The sequence below is a fragment of the Methylobacterium sp. genome, assembly GCF_028290105.1.
GTDB lineage: Bacteria > Pseudomonadota > Alphaproteobacteria > Rhizobiales > Beijerinckiaceae > Methylobacterium.
Genome location: NZ_JAQGKL010000285.1, coordinates 1 through 2,936, shown reverse-complemented (window position 1 = coordinate 2,936; position 2,936 = coordinate 1). Strand labels below are relative to the sequence as shown.

Annotated in this window: 3 protein-coding genes; all 3 read right to left on the bottom strand. The window is 68.7% G+C overall.

Annotated elements, in window-relative coordinates:
- Nucleotides 1-477 (bottom strand): oligosaccharide flippase family protein (locus tag JWQ05_RS19370; protein WP_299662130.1); only part of this gene is annotated, 477 nt, incomplete at its 3' end.
- A 3-nt stretch (nucleotides 478-480) separates the two neighbouring features.
- The gene (locus tag JWQ05_RS19365; protein ID WP_299662133.1) at nucleotides 481-1,563 is read right to left on the bottom strand and encodes a glycosyltransferase family 4 protein; all 1,083 of its coding nucleotides are present in this window, start codon (nucleotides 1,561-1,563) and stop codon (nucleotides 481-483) included.
- Nucleotides 1,564-1,610: 47 nt separating this feature from the next.
- Complete coding sequence (locus JWQ05_RS19360; RefSeq protein WP_299662127.1) at nucleotides 1,611-2,879, bottom strand: glycosyltransferase; 1,269 nt, start codon at nucleotides 2,877-2,879, stop codon at nucleotides 1,611-1,613.
- Nucleotides 2,880-2,936 lie beyond the last annotated feature (57 nt).

Below are 2,936 nucleotides of genomic sequence, written 5' to 3'. Positions count from 1 at the left end.
CACGAGCGAGCCTAACGTCAGCTTCGCGGCGGCATCGAACCGCTGGAGGCCACGGAGCATGCCGATGCCGAAGCTCGCGAGGAGTTGCGTCGTGAACAGGAGGCCGATCAGCCACCAGATCCGTGCCAGCGCGTTCGGGTCCGGTCCGTCGGCCTCGAAGCCGCGCCACGCGAAGGCCGCGGCTCCCAGGACCGCGAAGGCGAGGAATGGGCGCAGCAGATAGGCGGCAAATCCCCGCGCGGCATCCTCGTCGTCACCGGATGTGAGTTCTGGCATGTATCGGGTGAGGGACTGGAAGATGCCGAAATCCGCAACGGTGACGGCAAGGGTCGCGACCCAGAGGGCATAGGCGATGATTCCGGTCTGGGTAGGCCCCAGGAGGCGCGCAACGATGACCATGCTGAGGAAGCTGCCGAGCGCGGTCGCGACTCCAGCCAGCGTGGCGAAAAACGAGTTCCGGGCGAAGCGCGCTGACATGGCCTAATCCACGGATGCGTCGACATGGGGGACCGCAGCATTGCGCCTCGCCAGGGGGAGCTGCCCTCGCCAGCGATGGAAGTCGATGGCGCGCTGGTAGACCTGAACAGTTTCCTCGGCGACGCGTCCCACGTCGAGCCAGTCAAGCCCCCGGCGGGCCGCCGCCTGCCACCGGATCAGGGTGGATGGGTCGTCGAGCAGCCCGGCAAGCGTCCGCCCCAGAGCCGCAGGATTCCCCGGTGGGACGAGGAGACCGGCACGTCCATCCTCAAGGACCTCCGGGATCCCCCCGACATCGCTCGCGACCACCGCGCAGCCCATCTCGCGGGCCTCCGCGACGACGAGACCGAACGGTTCGCTGAGCGAGGCGAGAACGAAGATGTCGGCGCCCCGGAAATAAGGTCGCGGATCCGCCAGGAACCCGGTGAAGTGGATGCGTCCGCCCAGTCCGGCGGCACGCGCCTGCGCTTCGAATGTCGCGCGGTCCGGACCGTCCCCGACCACGTAGAGCGTCGCCGTCGGATGGCGTTCTGCCAGCGTACCGAAGGCGGCGATCAGATCGGCGATTCCTTTTCGAAGGTAGAGACCGGCAACGGTCAGGATCGCCGGATGGGTGAGACTCGCCACCGCCCCATCGCCCGGCAGCCGGCGCGGTGAGTTCAGCGGGCCGTTGCGGACGACATCGATCTTCCCCGGGGCGACCCGCCGCGCGGCCATCCGGGTCGCGACGGCCGCGCTGACGGCGATGACCCGGTCGCCCACGCCCATCAACACCGCGCTGGGCTGCCACTCGTTGTGCACCGTCGTCACCAGCCGCCAAGCCGCCCCGAAGCGGACGCCGCGACCGAGAAGCGCGCCGGTCATCATATGGGCGTGGACCACGTCCGGCTTCCAGGTACGGATGAGGGCGTGCAGCCGGAGGGCGGAGCGCGGCAGCGTCCACGGCGCCTGCCAAGTTTGGCGCAGCTGGAAATGTCCGACGCCGTTCTCGGCCAACAGCCTCACGTAGGAGCCGCCGGCGCTCGCCATGGCCACCGTATGACCCTGCGCGACCTGGCGGCAGGCGACGTCTACGGCGACGTTCATGATGCCGTTGCCGATCTCGTGGCAATGATTCGACAGATGAAGGATCCTCATGACGGCGCACCGCCGCGAACCGCCGCCCCGCCCAACCGTCCTCGGGTGGCCGCCCGCAGGGCGCGGCCGGTCTGGACCAACTCGATCGCGAGCAGTCCGGCGCAGCCTGTGCGCGGGAACATCCGCATGATGGCTCCCTCGCGCCAGAGGCTGTCACGGATGGTCATCGCGCGGCGTGCCCGCACGGAGGAGCCAGATGCGAACTGCGTCACCCGCTCGCTGCGGCCGAAATCGCGCGACCGGTCGGGCAGGCTCAAGGTGGCAATATCGTCCGGGCCGGGCCAGACGACCGCCCGTCGCAGGCGCCGCCATCCGAGCACGGCCTCGTCCTCGATCCGTGCAAGGGCCGTTCCATCGAGGCGGTCGAGATAGGCGAGAAGCCCCGTGAAGAGGCCGTGGTCGTCCTCGCCGAGGCGCGCCTGCCAATCCGGGATCTCGAGGTTCGAACGCGGCTCTTCGTTCGGACCGGGATTTGCGAAGGTTCGGACACTCGGAAGGTTCGGTTCCAGCACGGCCTCGATCAATTGCCAGAACCGTAGGGCCGCGGTCCGCCTGTCCCAAGGCTTGTAAGTGTCGCTCTGGACGGAGAGGCCGAGGGTGCAGTCGAAGTGCGGGGTGGCGAGGCGCTTGTAGTTGCTCCGCGCGAATTGCAGGCAGAGCCAGTGCCGGTCCGGAATTCCATCGCGCAGGAGCCGGACCGTGCTGCCGTAGAGGCCCGTGTCACAGAGGATGACATGCTCACGGCCGCCGGTGCGCGCCTGGAGGTGCCGGCGAAACAAGGCATCCTGATCCGCGACCGCCTGCCGGATCAAGTCGGCTCCGGAATCGGCCCCCCTCAGAAGCCGAACGAACCGTCCGGCCTCGAACGGCGCGTCCCAATGCGCGGAGAGCTGCACGCCGGGACGCTGCGCCAAGGCGAAGGCGACTTCCGCCATCGGGCGTCCGGCGAATTCCCGCCCAAGTTCGGACAGGAGAGCCTCGCCGGGCTCCGTCACGCAGGTTCGCGCGGCTACCAGTCGGGAGACCATCAGCGTCTCGGCCCGGATCGGGGACGGCAACCCGGTGCGGGCCAGGAAACGCTCGTAGACCTGCTTGAGGCGAAGCCCCCCTCGGGCACAGAAGAGCACGGTCGCATCCTCCCGATGCGGGAAGAAGCGCAAAGCCAGCCAGAGGCGGAGACTGAACTCGGCCATGATCGGGCCGAGCGCGTCGTGTCCGAACCGTTCGGCGCTGGTGAAGGGTGGCACGCCCGTCGTCGCGCTCATGTGAGGGCGACCCCATGGACGGGCGTCGACGGTCGCCATCCCCAAAGGATCCGTTCC

What these genes read in the sequence shown, in the direction of transcription:
- JWQ05_RS19365 (WP_299662133.1), bottom strand. Translation starts at nt 1,563, where the DNA reads ATGAACGTCGCCGTAGACGTCGCCTGCCGCCAGGTCGCGCAGGGTCAT.
- JWQ05_RS19360 (WP_299662127.1), bottom strand. Translation starts at nt 2,879, where the DNA reads ATGAGCGCGACGACGGGCGTGCCACCCTTCACCAGCGCCGAACGGTTC.